15 protein-coding genes are annotated in these 20,611 nt (G+C 51.7%); 6 read left to right on the plus strand and 9 right to left on the minus strand.

What is annotated here, in order from left to right:
• Nucleotides 1-34: 34 nt before the first annotated feature.
• The 4 genes from JNC80_RS02000 to ydiJ all read right to left on the minus strand — a co-directional run bounded on the left by JNC80_RS02000 (nucleotide 35) and on the right by ydiJ (nucleotide 6,727).
• Nucleotides 35-1,429 carry an MATE family efflux transporter gene (locus JNC80_RS02000; protein WP_376709355.1) on the minus strand — a complete coding sequence of 465 codons (1,395 nt, stop codon included), beginning with the start codon at nucleotides 1,427-1,429 and terminating at the stop codon, nucleotides 35-37.
• Between the two features lie 158 nt (nucleotides 1,430-1,587).
• Nucleotides 1,588-2,676 carry a DUF475 domain-containing protein gene (locus tag JNC80_RS02005; RefSeq protein WP_022710316.1) on the minus strand — a complete coding sequence of 363 codons (1,089 nt, stop codon included), beginning with the start codon at nucleotides 2,674-2,676 and terminating at the stop codon, nucleotides 1,588-1,590.
• A gap of 418 nt (nucleotides 2,677-3,094) precedes the next feature.
• A complete protein-coding gene (locus JNC80_RS02010; protein WP_376709356.1) occupies nucleotides 3,095-3,655 on the minus strand; it encodes a L,D-transpeptidase family protein in 561 nt (186 codons plus the stop codon).
• A gap of 24 nt (nucleotides 3,656-3,679) precedes the next feature.
• Nucleotides 3,680-6,727 (minus strand): D-2-hydroxyglutarate dehydrogenase YdiJ, encoded by a 3,048-nt coding sequence (gene ydiJ / locus JNC80_RS02015; RefSeq protein WP_376709357.1) that lies wholly within the window; start codon nucleotides 6,725-6,727, stop codon nucleotides 3,680-3,682.
• A gap of 347 nt (nucleotides 6,728-7,074) precedes the next feature.
• On the opposite strand from ydiJ, the gene JNC80_RS02020 reads away from it, so the two are divergent.
• Nucleotides 7,075-7,470, plus strand: coding sequence for a VOC family protein (locus tag JNC80_RS02020; RefSeq protein WP_225686115.1), 396 nt, complete (start codon nucleotides 7,075-7,077; stop codon nucleotides 7,468-7,470).
• A gap of 130 nt (nucleotides 7,471-7,600) precedes the next feature.
• The gene (locus JNC80_RS02025; RefSeq protein ID WP_376709358.1) at nucleotides 7,601-7,990 is read left to right on the plus strand and encodes a c-type cytochrome; all 390 of its coding nucleotides are present in this window, start codon (nucleotides 7,601-7,603) and stop codon (nucleotides 7,988-7,990) included.
• Nucleotides 7,991-8,031: 41 nt separating this feature from the next.
• Here JNC80_RS02025 and JNC80_RS02030 read toward each other — a convergent pair whose 3' ends face one another.
• Complete coding sequence (locus tag JNC80_RS02030) at nucleotides 8,032-11,073, minus strand: aminotransferase class III-fold pyridoxal phosphate-dependent enzyme (RefSeq protein WP_376709359.1); 3,042 nt, start codon at nucleotides 11,071-11,073, stop codon at nucleotides 8,032-8,034.
• Nucleotides 11,074-11,258: 185 nt separating this feature from the next.
• Here JNC80_RS02030 and JNC80_RS02035 point away from each other — a divergent pair, with 185 nt between their 5' ends.
• Both JNC80_RS02035 and JNC80_RS02040 read left to right on the plus strand, forming a co-directional pair.
• Nucleotides 11,259-11,696, plus strand: coding sequence for an Lrp/AsnC family transcriptional regulator (locus JNC80_RS02035; protein ID WP_028233479.1), 438 nt, complete (start codon nucleotides 11,259-11,261; stop codon nucleotides 11,694-11,696).
• Between the two features lie 40 nt (nucleotides 11,697-11,736).
• A complete protein-coding gene (locus tag JNC80_RS02040; RefSeq protein WP_376709360.1) occupies nucleotides 11,737-12,684 on the plus strand; it encodes an XdhC family protein in 948 nt (315 codons plus the stop codon).
• An 11-nt stretch (nucleotides 12,685-12,695) separates the two neighbouring features.
• Here JNC80_RS02040 and JNC80_RS02045 read toward each other — a convergent pair whose 3' ends face one another.
• Complete coding sequence (locus tag JNC80_RS02045) at nucleotides 12,696-13,367, minus strand: HAD-IA family hydrolase (RefSeq protein ID WP_376709361.1); 672 nt, start codon at nucleotides 13,365-13,367, stop codon at nucleotides 12,696-12,698.
• Nucleotides 13,368-14,220: 853 nt separating this feature from the next.
• Between JNC80_RS02045 and JNC80_RS02050 the strand changes: the two genes are divergently transcribed.
• Nucleotides 14,221-14,388, plus strand: a complete 168-nt coding sequence (locus JNC80_RS02050) for a hypothetical protein (protein WP_022712226.1) — start codon at nucleotides 14,221-14,223, stop codon at nucleotides 14,386-14,388.
• Between the two features lie 197 nt (nucleotides 14,389-14,585).
• On the opposite strand, the gene JNC80_RS02055 is transcribed toward JNC80_RS02050, so the two are convergent.
• Nucleotides 14,586-15,989, minus strand: a complete 1,404-nt coding sequence (locus JNC80_RS02055) for a pyridoxal-phosphate dependent enzyme (RefSeq protein ID WP_376709362.1) — start codon at nucleotides 15,987-15,989, stop codon at nucleotides 14,586-14,588.
• A 472-nt stretch (nucleotides 15,990-16,461) separates the two neighbouring features.
• On the opposite strand from JNC80_RS02055, the gene JNC80_RS02060 reads away from it, so the two are divergent.
• Nucleotides 16,462-18,687 (plus strand): long-chain-fatty-acid--CoA ligase, encoded by a 2,226-nt coding sequence (locus JNC80_RS02060; protein ID WP_376709363.1) that lies wholly within the window; start codon nucleotides 16,462-16,464, stop codon nucleotides 18,685-18,687.
• Nucleotides 18,688-18,793: 106 nt separating this feature from the next.
• Here JNC80_RS02060 and JNC80_RS02065 read toward each other — a convergent pair whose 3' ends face one another.
• Together JNC80_RS02065 and JNC80_RS02070 are read right to left on the minus strand one after the other, a co-directional pair.
• Nucleotides 18,794-19,534: an HAD family hydrolase gene (locus JNC80_RS02065; protein WP_213596276.1), complete on the minus strand. Its 741-nt coding sequence runs from the start codon at nucleotides 19,532-19,534 to the stop codon at nucleotides 18,794-18,796.
• Nucleotides 19,534-20,595, minus strand: a complete 1,062-nt coding sequence (locus JNC80_RS02070) for a succinylglutamate desuccinylase/aspartoacylase domain-containing protein (RefSeq protein WP_376709364.1) — start codon at nucleotides 20,593-20,595, stop codon at nucleotides 19,534-19,536. The genes JNC80_RS02065 and JNC80_RS02070 overlap by 1 nt, the downstream gene beginning before the upstream one ends.
• Nucleotides 20,596-20,611: the final 16 nt, after the last annotated feature.

Genomic DNA, 20,611 nt, shown 5'->3' on the forward strand with positions numbered 1-20,611 from the left:
CAAAAAAGCCGGCATTGCCGGCTTTTCTATTTTTCTAAATCAACTTCACGATTTTCCGCTTACTGAAGATGAAATAATAATAGCCCGATTGCAGGCACAGCATCGTGGCGAAGGTCAGCGAATAAGCCCACCAAATTCCGTCAATGCCAATCCATTGATTGAACAAATAAGCTGCCGGAATTTCCACCAGTAAGATAGCACTCATGGTCAAAACAGTCGGTGCATAAATCGCCCCGCTTGCCCGCATAGAGCTCATAAACACACTGCTCATGCCAAATAATACAATCGTCCAAAGCACGATATGCAGCAAATGCGCCGCCAGATCGGCAACTGCCTGTTCAGTCAAAAAGGCACTGGTAATATAGCCGGACAGCAAATAGGCCAGCGCCACACAGGAGCCGGTGACCAGCCAGTTCAATTGCAGTCCGGCAATTACAATCTTATGCACCTGCTCGTTGCGCCCTGCCCCGACCGCCTGTGCGGCCAGAATTGAGGCGGTAATACCGATAGAGATGGCCGGAAACTGCACCCAGCCCAATGTCTGCACAATCGCACCATAGGCGGCTGTCGCCTGCGTACCATGACCATTGACCAGCCCCAGCAGCACGATCTCGGCAAAAGCAATGGTCAGCATCTGCAAGGCTGTCGGCAGGCCAACGCGCAAAATGGTTTTACAATAGGAGCTGTTAAAGCGGATCAGAGCCAAAAAACTGCGCGTGAATGCCATAGGATGATTGCGCCGGTTCCAGTGCCAGATCAGCCAGACCAGTGCCACAGCGGAAGCAATCACCGTGGAAACTGCTGCACTCATCACCCCAAGCTGCGGAAAGCCCAGCCAGCCTTCAATGAAGAGCGGCGTCAACACCATGGCAACAGATGTGGCAACCACGAGCGCCCAGAGCGGACTGACCGCATCACCCACGCCACGGCTCATATTGCTCATCAGCCAGAGCAGGAAAATCACCGGCATGCCCATCATCATGATACGGGCATAATGAGCAGATTCGTTCAGAACGGCCTGTGGCGTGCCAAGAAATGACATCAGCTGCGTGGCAAATAATCCGCCCATTATTGCAACGGTAACAGACACAGTCATCACCATTGCCACCGCACTGCCCGCAATGCCATGTAGCTTGACCATATCCCGCGCGCCCCATGCCTGACCGATCAGCACAGTTGCACCGGCACCAAGACCGATAATCAGACCAAGAAACAAAAAGAACACCGGAGCAAAGGCGGACATTGCCGCCAGCGCATCAACGCCCATCATGCGGCCGACAAAAATACCGTTCAGCGTGCCGGAAGCCGCCTGCAAAATATTGGACAGCAGCATTGGCAGAAAAATCAGCATATAGGAGCGCCACAGACCATGCTGTACCGGCGGCTTAACAGCATCAATGCTCACAGAAACAGCTTGTTTATCACTCATATTCTGTCCGCCTGTTTCCATTGCCGTCTTCCGTTCTCGCTGTCCGTGCATGCTGTTTCTCATCAATGAGCAATAATCGCAGCTTTGCAATCATGCAAAATAATAAAGCCGCCGGAGTGATCCGGCGGCTCATAATTGCGTGAAGGTGATGAAGCAGCTTATTCGGCTGCTACAGCTTCAGCTTTTGCTTCTGCATGTTCTTCGCGGCGGTTATGACGAACCGATGCCCAGAACGCGATACCGATCAGCACCGCACCGCCAAGACCGGTAATCACTTCCGGAATATGCACGAGTGTCTGGAAATACATCACCACCGACAGGATCAGGATCGCATAGAATGCACCATGTTCCAGATAACGGTATTCGCTCAATGTGCCTTTTTCCACCAGCATAATGGTCATGGAACGCACATACATCGCACCGATACCCAGACCGATCGCGATTACGAACAGGTTCTGCGACAGAGCAAAAGCACCGATCACACCGTCGAAGGAGAAACTGGCATCCAGCACTTCGAGGTAAAGGAAGGCACCAAAACCGCCCTGTGCCGCAGCGTTCAGCGTTTTCTGCGAAGCATCAAGAATACCGCCAACCACTTCCACAGCAAGGAAGGTCAGGAGACCATAAATGCCGGAATAGAGGAAAGTTGTACCTTCAACTTCACCAAGAATGGACGAGAAGGTCAGAAGCAGGATCAGAACGATTGCAACTTCAACCCCTTTGATTTCAGCCAGACGCGCCATCGGACGCTCGAGCGGACCGAACCAATGCACATCCTTGTCGGAATTGAAGAAATAGGTCAGTCCCACCATCAACAGGAAGGTACCGCCGAAAGCGGCAATCGGCAGATGCGCATCAGTCATGATACGCGCATATTCTTCAGGTTTCGCAGCAGCCAAAACGATCGCTTCAATCGGACCGATACCGGCAGCAATCACCACAACCAGCAGCGGGAAAACAATACGCATACCGAAAACGGCAATGATGATACCCCAGGTCAGAAAGCGATGCTGCCATTCCGGCGTCATGTCTTTCAGCTTATTGGCATTCACCACCGCATTATCAAAGGACAGCGAGATTTCCAGCACGGCCAGAACCGTACAGATAAAAAAGATCGAGGCCATACCACCGATTGTACCGGTGGACTGCCAGCCGAGCCATGCACCCAGCGCCAGACCGACGACGGTGACAATAAATGCCCAGGTAAAATAGCTGAGAACAGTTTTCTGAGATGCAGGCGTGCTCATTTCACGATCTCCTTAGTGGCCGGAGACCGGTCTGTACGATACGCATTATCAATATAAGAACAAAAGTTAAAAGCGGAATCGGCCTGATGACCTTCCGCAGAAAACATGAAAGAATTTTTCATGATCACATGTCCGCCGGCTATATTTGCGGCAGTACCGACATCACGAGAGCGCCGTAAACTCTCGCCAGAGGGGCCCGGTACCGTGTTAGCTCCGTAATGATTGACCCAGCTGTATAAAACAGTTGCAAGGCGGATGCCGGTGCCTCTCACCAGCCGAATTTCCCGCAGCCTTCATACTACAGATGCATTCTAATTAATCATTGTTACGATTGCTTCAAGGGGGGAATCCGATTTTCAGCCGAAAAAAGGCATATTTTGAACATGATTGCTTTTTCAAAAGCGGATTTCAGCGCCCGTTATTCATAAAGGGAGATCGGTGTACCATTCGGCACCAGCGACCAGATCTCCTGCATTTCGCTGTTTGTCACCGCCACACAGCCATCCGTCCAGTCCCAGAGATGATGGATCGCTCCGAGAGCACCCCAGCCATTCGGCAGACCATGGATCATAATATTGCCGCCCGGAGATACATTCGCCTCTTTGGCTTTGGCTGCATCCTGCTCATTGGGATAGGAAATATGCAGACTGAGATGTGCCATGGAACGCGGATTGCGCCAGTCGATCACATAATCGCCGACAGGCGTTTTCTGGTCGCCTTCCTGTAATTTATGCCCTACCGGTGCGCCTCCCAATGCAATGCGATAGGTGCGTAAGATTTCATCACCGCGCAGTAATTGCAGTTCACGGGCGGCTTTGCGCACGATGATTTTATCCGCCTGCTGCTCAATGGCGGCCATGGCCGGTGCAGTGCCGGAGCCGACACGCCCCAGCACTTTCGTATAGCCATAGGCTGATGCCGGTAAAGCTATGGCCACCAGCAATAGTGCAATCAGATATTTTCTACGTTTTGAGCTCATAGCACCCGTTTGCAAGCTTTAAGATCAGGAAGCAATCAGTTGCTTCAGAACCTGCAAAGGATGCTGAATTTGCGTCTTTTCCATGATCTCAACCTGCGATCGGCAGGAAAAACCTGTGGCCATAACAATTTGTTCGCGCCCATGGGTCTGCATTTTCTGCCGCCAGCTCAGATCATAGATATTTTCTGACAGCGCACGGTTGCGTAATTCATGGCCAAAAGTACCGGCCATACCGCAGCAACCGCTTTCGCCAATCACCATATTGATGCCGAAATGTTTGAAGATCGCAACCCATGCCGCAATTGTCGGCGTGGCATTGGTCTTCTCAGTACAATGCGGCAGCAGCATATAATTCTGTGCGGCACGCTCTGTTGACGGCTTAATATCGGATGCAATCTGCCCCAGATGCTGCGCCAGCCATTCCTGCGGCAGTTTCACATCCGGCACGGTTTCATTTGGCAGCGCCGAGCGGTATTCACTGCGATAGGTCAGCGTCATCGACGGATCAAGCCCGACCAGCGGCACACCGCTTCTAGCAAGGCTATTGAGATACAGACTGGTATTGCGTGCCGTGCGGGTGAAAGACTTCAGATAACCATGCACATGCTGCGCTTTGCCGTTCGGTTTCAGTTCGGCCAGATAAGGTGTGAAGCCAAGTGCCTTCAGCAAATCCAGCACATCCAGCAGCAATTGTGTATCGAAGAAGCTCGTGAAGCTGTCCTGCACCAGAATAACCGCTTTGGCTTTCTGCTCTGCGCTCAGATTGTTCAGCACATTTGCATCCGCCATCTGGATATTGCGGGCACGCAGTTCTTTAGTCAGGCTCACATCACTCAATGACGGCAAAGCTGTGAGGCCAACCTGTTTCATCCCCCAGCGGCCAAGACCACTGCCCATCACACCATTATAAAGCCTGCCGGTTTTGGCAACCAGCGGCATCATATGTTCGATTGAGGCAATCAGCGGATCTTTCAGCGGACGCAGATAGCGGCTGTAGTAAAGCTCAAGGAATTTGGAGCGGAAGGCCGGAACATTGACCTTGACCGGACATTGCCCTGCGCAAGCCTTACAGGCAAGGCAGGTATCCATCGCATCGCGCACCTGATGGGAAAAGTCATCGCGATTTTTAGAACCGAGACTGTTGCCGATGCGGCCAAGTAAACCGCTCCACAGCGGTTTATCCCGCAGCGCTTGTGCCGAGCGGCGTGGATCAATGCCCTTTTCGCTCAGCAGACGCAACCATTCGCGGATCAGCGAAGCGCGGCCTTTCGGAGAATAGCGCCGGTCGCCGCTGCCTTTAAAAGACGGACACATCGCGGAATCTGTATTGAAATCAAAACAAGCGCCGTTACCGTTGCAATAAGGCGCATTGTCATAAGCATTGCGCACATCCGCAGGGATGATCCGGTCTTTCTGACCACGGAAGGCCAGTTCATCAATCTTTGTCAGCGGCTGATCATCCGGCGTGGCAATCTTACCGGCATTGAGCTGATTATAAGGATCGAAAGCCGCCTTGATACGCTGCAATTGCGGATAAAGCGGGCCAAAAAATTCCGGCACATATTCCGAGCGCACACCCTTACCGTGCTCGCCCCACAAAACGCCGCCATATTTGAGCGTCAGAGCCACCACCGCATCAGAGATACGGCGGATCATTACTTCCTGTGCCGGATCGGACAAATCAAGCGCGGGACGCACATGCAGCACACCGGCATCGACATGACCGAACATGCCGTAATCCAGCCCTTCACCATCCAGCAACGCACGGAATTCAAGAATATAATCGGCCAGATTTTCCGGCGGCACCGCCGTATCTTCTACAAATGCGACCGGACGGCGGGCGCCTTCGACATTACCAAGCAGACCAACCGCGCGTTTGCGCATTGTCCAGATCGCTTCAATATCATCCGGCTTTTCTGTGGTGGTAAAACCGTGACGGCCGCTTTGCGGAGAATTCGCTAAAGACTGGCTGACAAAACGGATTTTCTCAGCCAGTTCTTCAGCGCTGTCGGCCAGCACTTCGGCAATGTTAATCCCGTCTGTGCGCTTACCTTCCTCTGACGGAAAATAATCGGCAATGCGGCTCCAGATAATATCGCCACGTGCCAGCGACAGCACCTTGGCATCCACTGTTTCAACTGATGCTACCTGCAATCCGGTGAGAAAACGGGCATCGCGCAGCGCGGTATTGAAATCATCATAGCGGATATTGATCAGTGCAGCAAAACGCGGGATCGGCAACAGATTGAGATCGGCCTCGGCGATCAGCGCCAATGTTCCCTCAGCTCCGCAGAGCAGAGAATTGAGATTAAGCCCGCCGTCGCTCTCGCGTAAATGCGCCAGATCATAACCGGTCAGAAAGCGGTTGAGCTTCGGGAAGGTCTGATTGATCAGATCGCGATTATCACGCTCGATCTCATCCACCAGCCGATAGATTGCACCGCTGCGGGTATCCGGCTTTTGCAGGTCTTCCAGCTCCGATTTTGAGACCGGTCTGGTGTTCAGCTCACTGCCATCCATCAAAACGGCACGTAAGCCCAGAACATGATTGGAGGTTTTACCATAAAGGCACGAGCCCTGCCCGCAAGCATCGGTATTAATCATACCGCCGATGGTGGCGCGGTTAGATGTCGAAAGCTCCGGCGCGAAAAACAGGCCATAGGGTTTCAGCGCTTTGTTGAGCTGATCTTTGACCACACCGCTTTGCACACGGGCAATGCGTTTTTCCGGATCAATCGAGAGAATACGGTTCATATAGCGCGACGTATCAACCACAATCCCGTCGGTCAGTGACTGGCCGTTTGTGCCGGTACCGCCACCGCGCATCGCCATTTTCAGATGGCGGAATTCTTGCCTTTGGAGAAACTGCGCAATCTGCTGCAAATCCTCAAATCCACGCGGATAGATCACACCCTGCGGACGCACCTGATAAACGGAGTTGTCGGTTGCATAAACGGTGGTCGTGGCCGCGCTGAATTCAATATCACCGCCAAAGCTGCTCAGCCGCAACGCATCGTAGAAATCCAACGGCTCCGGTTTTGCCAGAACGTCTGCCTGCAGGAATGGTATCACGCAATTCTCTCCGCATTTGCCGGTTGCATCTTAGCGCAGCAACCCGTCTTTCACAGATGTTATAGAGCGTGTCGCACTTAATCGCACTCATGGCGCTCGCTCTAGATTCTTTTAATTGTCGCATGTTCGCGAACGTTAAATGAATCCATTTAACTGCGACATGCTTTAGCGTTTTCAGCGGCTCTTTCCAATCATGCGCAGCCGTCTACTTTGTCACGCATTGGCATGAAGTCATGCGAATTATCTTATATAGCTTTATTCTGTGGCATTGAGCTGGCCGTTAAACGGGACAAACAGGGCAGAATCTGCAAGAAAGCCTGTTCCAAACTCTCATAACCGGTGCTCCTATGGCAAAAAACATCCATTCCATGATCCGCGTGCTTGATGAAGCCCGCTCCCTTGCATTCTACAAAACCGCCTTTGGCTTGGAGATTGCAGACCGTCTTGATTTTCAGGCTTTCACGCTTGTTTACCTGAGCAATGCGGAAAGCGAATTTGAACTTGAACTTACGATCAACAAAGACCGCACTGAACCTTACAATCTGGGTGACGGCTACGGCCATCTCGCTGTTTCAGTGTCTGACCTTGATGCAGAACATACCCGTCTTGAACAAGCCGGTCTCAATCCGGGCAAGCTGATTGAATTCAAACCGGATGGCGTGCTGGTCGGCCGTTTCTTCTTCATTACCGACCCAGACGGTTACAAGATCGAGGTTTTGCAGCGCGGCGGCCGTTTCAAATAAATATGAAACGCTTGGCATAAGCCTCCCTGTATAGCTTTGTCGCAGCGACGCTAACACCAGCCTTACTGCGACAAAATTCAGCTAAAATCCAGCGCAGATACAATGATTTAATCAAGGTGTAATTATGCGCATGTCTGCCAAAATGATTATTGGTCTCTCTCTTCTCTCAGGCCTCGCTGTTACCTATCCGGCATTTGCGGAAGGTGACGCTGATAAAGGCAAAAAAGTCTTTGCAAAATGCATGGCCTGCCACACAATTGAAGAAGAAAAAAACCGCGTCGGCCCGCATCTGGTGAATATTCTTGACCGTAAAACCGCAACGGTTGAAGGGTTTAAATATTCACCGGCCATGATGAAGGCCGGTGAAGAAGGCATGGTCTGGGATGAAGCAACTTTGACTTCTTATCTCACCGCGCCGAAACAATTTATTCCCGGTAATAAAATGATCTTTGTCGGGCTGAAAAAACCGGAAGATATCAGCAATCTGATTGCCTATATCCGCTCCAAATCAGCACAATAAAAGCAAAAAGGCCGGTGAAACTCACCGGCCTTCTATTTAACTTATTTTTTTGTCACTTCGGCAAAAGCCTCGTCCAGCACATTAAGCAGATGATCGGCATTGGCCTTGCTGAAGATCATTGGCGGACGCATTTTCAGCACATTATCAAACGGGCCTTCTGTCCCCATCAGAATACCACGGCGGCGGGCGACATTGCACACAGCGCGCGCAATATTGGTAGCCGGTTCTTTGGTGTAACGGTCATTGACCAGTTCAATACCAAGGAACAGACCAAGGCCGCGCACATCGCCGATCACTTCATAACGGTTCTGCATCTCACGGAAAGAATCCATCAGATAATTGCCGATTGTCAGCGCATTGCCGCGCAGGTTCTGGTTCTCAATTACATCCAGCACAGCAAGGCCAACGGCACAGGACACCGGATTACCGCCGAATGTGTTGAAATATTCCATGCCATTATTGAAACTGTCAGCGATTTCACGGGTGGTGACCATCGCTGCCATCGGATGACCGTCACCGATCGGCTTGCCCATGGTGACGATATCCGGTGTCACGTCCTGCGTTTCAAATGCCCACCAATGGCTACCAACGCGACCGAAACCAACCTGCACTTCATCAGCGATACAGATACCACCGGCATCGCGGATCATCTTGTAAACTTCTTTGAGATAACCATCCGGCATGAAGACCTGACCGGCCACACTCGGAATGGATTCCGCGATGAAGAAGCCCGGGCCTTCACCTTTTGCCTGCATGAGCGCGATCTGTTCGGCCACACTTTCCGCATAGAGTTTGGCGTGGTCTTCCGGTGCCCAGTCTTTCGGCGCACGATAGCTGTCGGGCACTTTCGCCACATAAACATGCGGTTTGGCACCCTTGCCACCCTTACGGTTGAATTTATACGGGCTGATATCAATCAGCTCCTGCGTCGTGCCATGATAAGACCAGTCGAGCACAACCGCATTTTCACGTCCCGTATGCACACGCATCATGCGCAGTGCCAGACTATTGGCCTCGGAACCGCTATTGGTGAAACCGGCAACGGTGAGATTATCCGGCAAAGTAGCCGTCAGGCGCTCTGCATAGGCAACAATATTATCATGCAGATAGCGGGTATTGGTGTTGAGCGTTGAGGCCTGTTTGGCCATAGCTTCCACCACTGCCGGATGGGCATGACCGATATGACAGACATTGTTAAAGCAATCGAGATAGGCACGGCCTTTATGGTCAATCAGCCAGACGCCGTCGCCGCGCACGAATTTGATCGGATCTTCATAGGAGATCGACAGGTTCGGCAGCAACATCTCGCGGCGCATCGCCACGATTTCTTCCTTACTGCGGCCGGACTGCTGATAGAATTCCTCGGCCATACCGGCAAAATTGCGGGCATCAGGGAACAGCTCTGCCCAAACATCGAGATAGGCTTCTTCACCCACGCCGATAATATCCATTGCTGTCAGGCGGGTATCGGTACAAATCTGCAAATGCAGATGCGGTGCCCAATGACCGTTTTCTGTTTCATCGCCCATATAAGCGACAAGATCACCCGCTTTCAGAATATCGCCTGCTTTGAGACGATTGCCTGCCTCATGCGCCAGATGCCCCCAGAGCGAAATGAATGGGGCGCAGCCTTCAGGACGGTGCTCCAGAGTAATCAGGCAGCCATAGCCGAGCGGATCCGGCTCAATATCCACGCTGCGGACAATCGCATCAAGCGGTGTATAAAGCGGTGTGCCGGAAGCCATGAACAGATCAAGCCCCAGATGATAGGTACGGCGCTTGCCCTTGACCAGCTTGGATTCAAACATCGTACCGGCATAGACGGTGCGCTCCTCACCCCACGGGCCGATACCGACTTCCGTGCCGGTAACAGCGCAATGTTCTTCCCACATTGCCTGTGCAATGACCGGCTGTTCTTCTGCCGATTTGATGGTCATCGGATGGGTAGGATCACCGTAAGGCACCAGCTCTGCCGGATAGGCAGCCACCGGCTTATCCAGCAATGGCAGCAGTTTTGAACGGTTGTTTTTCAGCCAGCTGACCGTTGCCGAAGCGCCGGAAACCACATCAAAGCCGCAGGCCTTGCGCAGAATTGCCGTTGCAAACAGCGGTTCCATCCGGTCGAGCTTACGCAGGAAATCCCATGCCTGTTTCTCACTGATAGCCAGATACGGATTGTCTTCAGCTTCCGCATGACGCGAGGCGGAAATCGTGACTGACGTTACCAGACGCATCGCGATTAAATCATAGAGCAGGTTCAGCTCTTCTTCACGCAGCGGGTAATATTTGTGGAAGCCTTTGGCGATAGCAGCGGCAGCGCTGATCGGTGCATCATGATCCAGACCGGCATAAGCAGCAGCAATCGCGACTTCTGCAATCACCGGCGTATAAAGTGCATCGCCGAAATCAATCAGACCGGCAATCACATCATGATTGTCATTGCCAACCAGCACATTCCAGTCATTGGCATCATTATGAATTACGCCGGAGCGTAAGGTGCCGAGCTTTGGTGCAACCTGTGTTTCAAAACGGGCAATGAAACGTTCCAGCAAGGCACGGTCATCGGCATTTTTGACAAAATGCAAACGGTCTTTGGAACGGCCGGCCTTGGTAATATCCCAGTCAAGATCACGCAAAGCACCGGCATGCATGAAGCCCTGTAAGGCCGCATCGAACTGGCCGAGCAATTCACCTAAGCCCTCCAGCGCCTGCAATGAGCGGGCGGATTCTGCCAGTGGCAGACCATCAACCCAACCGACCAGACGGATATTATGCACATCGCCATTGGCGGAAAGCGTGTCCGCAAGACTGTCGCCTTTGAGCGTCGGCACGATATGCGGCACCGGCAGGTGACCGGCATGGTCACGGATATGATTGAGCAATGCAGTCTGAAAACGGCTTTCCACCACCGGCTCGGATGCATTGATAATCTTCAGAATGAAGATTTTACCGTCTGCTGTCACGACCTTATAATTCTGGTCGCGCTCGCTGTTGAGCGGTGACAGATCACCGCTCAGACCATAATGGGTCTTGAGCAGAGAAGCGGCATCGGTGAGTGAATATTGCGGCGCGGTATCAAGCATGGTTGTTCCGTTTTATGAGCCTGTCCCCGAGACAGGCGTTGCATCTTATGCGGACAGATTTGCACAGCATAAAAAGATGCGCATCAGACAAAGTGCCGGTTGCACCGGCACTTTGTTTCAAGTAACCGTCACTTTGCCGGTGAGGTTTTTCATCGTAAAAACCATGCAGTTTCAGAGGGGAAATGATGCAGGATATTGACGCAACGGATCAGAAAATCCTGACCATTCTGTCTCAGGAAGCCCGCATTCCGATGAAGACGCTTGCAGGCCGTGTCGGACTATCCCGAAGTGCCACCAGCGAGCGCGTGGCTCGTCTTGAAAAGAACGGCGTAATCCGTGGCTACCGCGCTGATATCGGCCTACTCGATGATGCAGCACTACAGGCTTTTCTGATGATTACGCTGAAACGCACACCGAGCATTTCCATTCTCGATATTCTCGCCGGATTACCGGCCGTGCGCAAAGTCTCGTCGGTCAGCGGCCAGCTTGATCTGGTGGTGGAAGTGGAAGTAGCATCCATCAATGCCCTGAACGAAATCCGTAATAAAATTGCTGAAATCGAAAATGTGGAAGACCTGACAACCAGTATCGTGCTGCGCCGCGAAATCCTGCGCGATAAATAACGTTTCTACCCAAAATGATCCTGACAGGAGGATACTCTCCATGGAAAACCCTACCGTCAATCCGCTGCATATTGCGCAGAACTGGTTTGAACAGGGGCGCAAGCTGGCTCTGGTTACCGTTCTTTCCGTCTGGGGTTCTGCACCGCGTCCTGCGGGCAGTCATCTGATCTGCGATAATCAGGGTAATTTTGAAGGCTCGGTCTCCGGCGGCTGCATTGAGGCGGAAGTGATTGCACAAGCCGTTGAAGTACTGGCAACCGGACAAGCCCATGATCTGTCTTTTGGCATCAGCGATGAAACCGCTTGGTCTGCGGGATTATCTTGCGGCGGCACCATCCGGTTGCTGATTGCCCTTTATGATGCAGCCATGCATGACGTGGTAACACAGATTGTACAGGCGCAGACGAAGCGTCAGCGTATTACCAGCCGCACTGAGCTTGCAACCGGACAGATCACACTGATCCCTGCACCGGATAATGCCAAGATCACACAACTCGATGAAACCGGCTTTATTCAGACCTACCGGCCGCAACCGCATATTGTGGTGACCGGTGCCGTACATATAGCGCAAGCACTGGCACAAATGGCGCAGATTACCGGCTATGAGCTAAGTATCATTGATCCGCGCAGTGGTTTTGCCACAGCGGAACGCTTCCCGTCTGTACAGCTACATGAAACATGGCCGGAAGAATTTTTCAAAACCAATCAGCCGGATAGTTTTACGGCGCTTGTCGCGCTCAGCCATATTCCGCATCTTGATGATCCGACACTCACTGCCGCCCTGAAAAGCGACTGCTTCTATATCGGCGCTCTCGGCAGTCGAAAAACCCATGCCAAACGGCTGGAGCGTTTAACAGCAGCAGGCATTGAAGCGACAAATTTAGAGCGTATTCATGCGCCGATCGGATTAGCGATCAGCGCACAGGAACCGGCAGAGATTGCCGTGGCCATTCTGGCAGAAATTATTCAGGCCTATCGCAAGGTCTGAATTGTAAACACCTAGCCGACGCTCAGGCGCAAACGTCCGTCGCCGTCCTGCATGATGCCTAAATTGATAAAGTCGCGGAACTCAACATTGCCGCCTGTCACCACGTGACTATGGGTTTCGCTGATCACCACAACATCAGAATCCGCCGCTTTACCCGCAGCAATACCGGCCGGTGCATCTTCAAAAACCAGACAATCAACTGCATCAAAGCCAAGACGCTGCGCACCAAGACGATAACCGGACGGATCAGGTTTGCCAGCACTCACATCTTCCGCCACGACGATGGTTTCCGGCATCGGCAGACCAGCCGCAGCCAGACGAGCTTCCGCCAGTTCACGCGGCGCAGAGGTGACAATCGTCCAGCGGTCAGCAGGCAGACTGGCGATAAAATCTTTTGCACCGGCAATAGCGCGAATACCGGCAAAGTCCTGCATTTCTTCAGCCAGAAAAGCGGCTGCAATCGCTGCCGGATCAAGATGAGGCATATTCAGCATTTTGATAACGTCAACAACGCGGATGCCATGTACTTTTTTGAGCAGTTCCGGCCCGTCTACCCCGTGTTCCGCAGCCCATTCCAGCCAGATCCGCTCTACAACAGGAATGGAATTGACCAATGTTCCGTCCATATCAAACAGAAAACCGGAATAGGAATTCAGAAATACAGAATTATCGCGCTGCTTCACTTTCAGATCCTTTTTAGCCAAGGGATAAACGGGGCAAACAAACAGACAAAGCTCATAGAACTCCTGCCCTCTACAAATATCATGCTTTGCAGGAGCAGGTAGCGCACTATTACACCATACTGTTACAAAACAAACATTTATAATGTTTTGATCGCAACAAAATAACGAATAGTGATTTTCGCGCCGAGGATATAGCCCGAACGCTGAATACGGAAATGAATTTAATCGATTTGGAAAAAGAAAAAGGCCGCGCGGGGGAGGAGATGCGCGGCCTGATTATGGATGCGGTTGGGAGGAGGAGTACCGCATTCCGTCATCGGGTCCAATTGGGAGGAGGAGAACGAACCCGATGGACAGACTTATAACGGCAGGAGAAAAAACCGACAATAAACAATAATGCATAACAGTCATGCAGCATTGCAAGGCAGAGTGAAACCGTTATGCGCAACACGCACGAAAGAACTGCAGCAGCGACAACATTCTGTGGCGGCGCGATGAAAACCAGTGCCGGTTAAGCCGACTCAGTTTGCAGTGATTTTGTCCGGCTTCACGGGATTTTTGAGACTACAAATCATACTGAAATCTCATATTTATCGAAACATTCAGCAATTATTGAAATTACAGATACTTCAAAAAATACAGTATAAAAGTAAAATTTATAAAAATCATAGAGTTAAAATCAATATTTATAAAATTACATGTCGAGAAATATCAGATTTTTAAAATCAGCAGCAACAGAAAACAGCTAATACCATCATTTTCGTGCAATTCAAATCTTTTTATATTCAGTATTGCAGTATTTCTCATTCAGATCATAATAAATCCATTAAGAAGATATCGGAGGAGACCCGCAATGTATGATGGTGTACCCGCTCAATGGCAAAAGCCTGCCGATCAGATGAGAAACCGCACCGATGATGCGGCCTATGTATTTCTGGGAATTTTTCTGGCCGGTCTGGCTGTCCCAGCTGCATTTCTTATCTGGGCAATTGCGACAAGCCTGACATCAGTCTTCGGCTGAAACAGCAGAAAAGGAGCCCTCCGGCACCCGAAATCCAATCCTGCATTTTCCGGCAGTCATATCTGTATAAGAACAGCTAAAAAAGATGCGCTTTGTGCCCCTTGCTTCAACCGATGCAATTGTGCGGCATTGAAAGCCGAAGCTGACCGGAAAAGACTGAAACGGCCATATGCACCTTGCAGCATATGGCCGTTTTTTTATGCATCACGCGTATTTTTACCGGCATAGCGTAAATGATTAATCAGATCGATACGGGTGATAAGCCCGATAAAATCCGCACCATTCACAATCAGCGCCACTTCATCACGGTCAAAGAAACTCTGCAACGCACTCAATGGTGCGTCCACCTGCAAGACACGCGGTTGCGGGGTCATTGCCGATGAAACCTGAGCCGCAAAGCGCGACCAGCGCCCTTCCGGCGGGCCCTCCACGGCTTTCAGAATATCGCTTTCATCAATAATTCCGACAAGCCTGCCGCCATCCAGCACAGGTAATTGCGAGACAGCATTGCGCCGCATCCGCCCATAGGCCTCAAGCAGATTTTCATCCGGTGCGGTTACTTCCACCGCACCATCCTGATGGCGTCGCGAGATCAGATCCTCCAGATTGCCCTGCACTGCGCGCTCACTCAGATGCCGCTCGCGCAGCCAGTTATCATCAAACATTTTTGACAAGTATTTGGAGCCGCTGTCACAAATCAGCGTCACCACATTTTTAGGCTCCGTCTGCTCGCGGCAATATTGCAGAGCTGCAGCCAGCAAAGTACCGGACGATGCTCCGGCCAGAATACCCTCGCGTAAAAGCAAATCGCGAGCAGCCTGCACAGATTGCCGGTCGGATATTGTATAAGCACGGCTGACAAGAGAGAGATCGGCATTATCGGGAATGTAATCCTGCCCTATCCCCTCCACCGACCATTGACCGGCCTGCGCTAACTGCCCTGTCGCGATGAATGGTGCCAGAACCGAACCTTCAGGATCAGCAAGTATGATTTGCGTCTGCGGAGAAACCGAGCGGAAATAACGCCCCAGCCCCGTCAGCGTACCGCCCGAGCCAACCCCGACGATTACCGCATCAATCTTATGATCTGTTTGCTCCCAGATTTCCGGCCCTGTTACAGTTTCATGTGCCAGCGGATTAGCAGGATTGGAAAACTGATCGGCAAAAAACGCATGCGGAATTTCTTCTGCAATTCGCCGTGCCAGATTTTGATAATGTTCCGGATGGTTCTTATCCACATCAGAACGTGTCAGCCGGACATCTGCCCCTAAAGCCCGTAAATGGCGGATTTTTTCCTTGGACATTTTATCCGGAATAGCCAGAATCAACCGGTAGCCGCGCAGTGCCGCAACCTGTGCCAGACCAAGCCCCGTATTACCGGCTGTTGCTTCGACAATTGTACCGCCTGCCCGCAACTGACCCGATTGCTCCGCCGCAGAAATAATGCTCAGAGCAACCCTGTCCTTGATAGAACCGGAAGGGTTCTGGCTCTCCAGTTTCGCAAGTAAGCGGCATGGCCCGGTGTCAAATCCGCTGAGTTCGACAAGCGGTGTCCGGCCGATCAATTGTAAAACTGACGGGAATACACTTGCAAATCGCATTGCGGTGGGCTCCTTTACAGCTCATAATGCTGTGCAAGACCCGATATATCTGCGGATTTATCAAGTCGGCCTATGTCATTGAATCTTTAAAGAGCATAGTGCTTCACCAGCACATCAGAAGACATATTATTTTATCTTACCGTCATTAAGCTAAGATTTTTTACTTATATAAGAGGCTTACAGGTTTGTTGTTTCGCACAATGTCAAAGACAGAAAAATTATTACATAAAGAAGACGATGCCCGCAGTGCCGGTTATCCCATGACCGGTCTTGTATTTCATGCAGCCAAATCAATCAGACATATTGCCTGATAAAGAATTTACGTTTACGTCAATGGAAAGATCATGTCTGATATTGATATCGGCATAATCTTGGTTAAGTTGTTGGCAGACGGGTTTTAGCGAGGAAGACCCGATACACCGGAAACTTTCCGGAAGCATATGCCGGCACAACAGGAATTCTGGGAGGCAGAATGACACGTTCGAGTGATGGGAATGCCAAGGCCGGTGCAACAAAAAGCGCCGCAAAGAAAACCGGAACCACGGCGGCCAAAACAGCCGCAACAAAACCGGTCAAAGAATCCGCTCCGAAAAACACAGCAGCGAAAGCTAAGACCGCAACAGCCACCAAGGCCGAACCGGCAAAGACTGCAGTAAAAACATCTGCGGCACCGAAAAAATCTCCGGCAAAAAAAGCTGCCACACCGGAGACAACAAACATTGCGGCTCCGACTGTTGCAGAGGCCAAAAAGCCTGCCAAAACGACTGCAGCAAAGCCTGCAACTAACACCACGGCAGGAAAGCCTGCAACTAACACCACGGCAGGAAAGCCTGCCGGCAAAACAAAAACTGCTGCGGTAAAACCGGCAGCAAAAGCAGCGGAAACCAAAACCGCCCCGAAAGCTGGCACCACGAAGCCTGCTGCTAAAGCCGCTACCAAAGTTGCAAAAGCCGAACCAGAAGTAAAAATTGCTGACAAAGCACCGGAACCAGTGGTGACACCAGTTGCCAAACCGGTAAAAACAGCCAGCCCCTATGATGCCAAGCCATGGCTCAGCAATTATCCGCAAGGGGTAGCGCACGCGCTTGACCCGTCCGCTTATCAGTCGATCACCGATCTGATCCTCACATCCTGCAAGAAATATGGCGACCGCCCTGCTTTCACCTGCATGGACAAATCTCTGTCCTATAAAGAGCTGGATGAAAAATCGGCCGCTCTGGCAGCATGGCTGCAATCACGCGGACTGGTCAAAGGCGACCGCGTGGCCGTGATGATGCCGAATGTGCTGCAATATCCGGTTGCGATTACCGCTATTTTGCGCGCAGGGCTGGTGGTTGTGAATGTCAATCCGCTCTACACGCCACGCGAGCTGGAACATCAGCTCAATGATGCCGGTGCCAAAGCGATTATTATTCTCGAAAACTTTGCCCATACTCTGGAAAAAGTCCTGCCAAACTCATCGGTCAAGCATGTGGTTGTCGCCTCTATGGGGGATATGCACGGGCTTAAAGGTGCGATTATCAATTTCGTCGTGCGCCGTGTTAAGAAAATGGTGCCTGCATGGAATATTCCTGCACATAACAGCTTTAAATCTGTCCTCGCCAGCGGTGCAAAACTGACATTCAAACCGGTGGTGATTGCACCGGATGATCTGGCTTTTCTGCAATATACAGGCGGTACAACCGGCATCTCCAAAGGTGCCATGCTCATGCACAGCAATATTCTTGCCAATGTGGAGCAAATGCGCCTGTGGCTGGATGTGGCTTTCCAGCATAAAGGCCGGCCGGAGCATATCAATTATATCTGCGCATTGCCGCTCTATCATATTTTTGCCCTGACCGTGAATGCGATGATGGGTATTCAGCAGGGTGCCCGTAATCTGCTTATCCCAAATCCACGGGATATTCCGGCTTTTGTGAAAGAGCTGCAAAAAGCACCGTTTCATATTTTCCCGGGGCTCAACACTTTGTTCAATGCCCTGATGGAAAATGCAGATTTCCGCAGGCTGGATTTCAAGCCGCTTATCCTGACTCTTGGCGGCGGTATGGCGGTTCAGCGTCCTGTTGCCGAGCGCTGGGAGAAGATGACGGGCTGCCTGATTACTGAAGGTTACGGCCTTTCGGAAACCTCGCCGGTTGCCACGGCCAATGTGCTCAATGCAACGGAATTTTCCGGTACTATCGGCCTGCCGGTACCGGGTTCTGATGTGGCGATCCGTGACGATGACGGCAATGATGTGCCGCTTGGTGAAGTAGGCGAAGTCTGTGTACGTGGTCCGCAGGTCATGAAAGGCTATTGGAACCGGTCTGAAGAAACAGCCAAGGCTATTTTCCCTGACGGTTTCTTCCGCACCGGTGATATGGGCTTCATGAATGAAGGCGGTTTCACCAAAATTGTGGACCGCAAGAAGGATATGATCCTTGTCTCCGGCTTCAATGTCTATCCGAATGAGATTGAAGAAGTTGCAGCGGAACATCCGGGCGTTGTCGAGGCTGCTGCAATCGGTATTGCCAATGAACATTCCGGCGAAGTGGTAAAGCTGTTTGTGGTGCGCCGCGATCCGGAACTGACCGAAGAGGTGCTGAAAGCTTTCTGCGCCGAGCGGCTGACCAATTATAAGCGTCCGCGTATAATTGAATTCCGCGACAGTCTGCCGAAAAGCAATGTCGGGAAAATTCTGCGCCGCGAATTGCGCTAGAGCATTTCACAGTCAAGTTGGATCAACCTGACGCTCACGATAGTGCGACTAAACAGAGAAAAGGCCGGTGAAATCACCGGCCTTTAATTTTAATTACAAGCAAACATTACTTTCCGGCCAGATAATCCGGCAAATCCGCAATAGACGGCAGCACAATATCAGCCAGCGGTTCAAGCACTTCACGCGGACTGTTGCCCGTCAGCACACCAACCGCCAGACCCGCTTTGGCAGCTCTGGCACATTCCATATCATGCGGATTATCGCCAACCATCGCCACCTGCTCCGGTGCCACGCCGACTTCTGCCGCAAAATGCAGCAGCGGATCAGCATAAGGCTTGGCACGGGCTGCCGTATCATAGCCGATAAAACCGGAAAACAGATCACTGATACCGAGTGCAGCAGCTGTTGCCCGTGCACCGGCCTCAGAATCATTGGTCGCAATACCTAAGATAAAACCGGCCGCTTTCAAGGTTTGCAGGGTCTGGCTCAATGCTTCAACAGCCACTGCCTGTTTGGCACCTTCCTCAACCCCGTAAATATCATATTCAGCAACGCGTGCACGGCGTTGCTCGTCTGTATCCTGCGGATGCCAGAGCGCAACAATATCCTCAACCGTTCCGGCGGCGATTGCAGAATTGGCACGGAATTTTTCTGCCTGCCAGTCATAGCCACCGGCATCCAGCAGTGATTTCGCCAAAGCATCATCACCGGCAGCAGAACGTCTGGCCAATTCACAGGAGATGGAAAACCACGTCCTGTTAAAATCAACCAGCGTGCCGTCCTTATCAAAAAGAATGGCACGGATGGTTTTTTCAGAGCCGGACGGCACTGCTACAGTTGCTGACATTATGCCTCCAGTGAACCGGCAGGTTTGCTTTGTGCCGATGGTTCATCGCCAATCAGCTTCATCACATCATCGCCGCGGCGCAGATAGCGCAGGCTGCGATAGGTTAACACGCGCCCGGCCTGCGGTGCGCAGAGCTTGATATCATGCTCAGGTTCACCCGGCACCGTGACAATCGTTGCCAGCAGATCGCCTTTTTTGACGATATCACCCAGCGCCACATGATACAGCACCATACCGCCCTGCGGTGCGCGGATCATTTCCACACGGGAGAAAGGCGCGATCGGGCCGTTAAATGCTTCGCCAAGCTGGCTGGATGCATCTTCCACCACGCCGCGATGCACGAGGAAGCGATAAAGCCCTTCCCCATCAGCCAGACCGGTTGCCGGATCAACATCATTCAGACCACGAAACTCAACGGTTGTTACCGCACGGCGACGCATATCGCGCTCTTCTGCTTTCATATGCAGCAGCGGATTAACACAGGCCTCTTCAAAAGCCGCGCTAACGGTTGAATCGCCTGCAAGAATTGCGGTCGAGCGTAGTGCTGTTGCCAGATCACGCAGATCTTCCGCATAATTTTCATGCACATAGAGATAGTTTTCACTCTCATCATCGCAATGCAGATCGAGCACGATCTCATGTTTCAGCGCCATGCGAACCAGCATCGCCTTGATGCGCTTATCGATGGAAACCGGCGCATCAGGTTGCGGCAGTGCAGAGGTGTCGAAATCTTCCAGCAACGGGAAATTACGGTTGAAATTCACACCGGAGAAGAAATCAAAACGACCGAGATGCTGATGACTCTGCCACTGATTGGAGGCCACAGGATTAGCCTGCGGGACAATCGTGATATCGCCTTTGATCCGGCCTTCCTCTTCCGCTTTACGCAGCATCGGAATCAGGAAATGCAGCGCAGCCTGCCCCGGCAATTCAGCACCATGCAATGATGACTGCAAATAAGCCGTCGGCGCGCTTGTATCTGTGCCTTCAAAACGCAGCACACGCATTTCCACCTGAATGCCCGGCACATCACCGGCAAACTGTATATGATCCGTTTTCATAAATGTCTTCCACCCA

The sequence above is a fragment of the Pseudochrobactrum lubricantis genome, from assembly GCF_041929865.1.
GTDB lineage: Bacteria > Pseudomonadota > Alphaproteobacteria > Rhizobiales > Rhizobiaceae > Pseudochrobactrum > Pseudochrobactrum saccharolyticum.